Annotated in this window: 1 rRNA gene; it reads left to right on the top strand. The window is 33.9% G+C overall.

Annotated features, from left to right (window positions below):
* Positions 1–143 precede the first annotated feature (143 nt).
* Positions 144–218, top strand: a 5S ribosomal RNA gene (gene rrf / locus EW028_RS25015); the annotation flags it as partial.

Genomic DNA, 218 nt, shown 5'->3' with positions numbered 1-218 from the left:
ACGAATACTAATCGATCGAGGACTTAACCAAAAAAGTTTGAAACATTCAATGCACCGTTTATCCAGTTTTGAAAGAATAAAATATTAGAATATACTTGTAATTTTTATAAGATATGTTATAATAAGTATTGTCTTTCAAATAGTCTAGTGATGATGGCAAAGAGGTCACACCCGTTCCCATACCGAACACGGAAGTTAAGCTCTTTAGCGCCGATGGT

Origin of the sequence: Lysinibacillus sp. OL1 (assembly GCF_004332175.1) — a bacterium.
Classification (GTDB): domain Bacteria; phylum Bacillota; class Bacilli; order Bacillales_A; family Planococcaceae; genus Lysinibacillus; species Lysinibacillus capsici.
The sequence above is the reverse complement of the archived record's forward strand: the minus strand, read 5'-3'. Positions and strand labels throughout refer to the sequence as shown.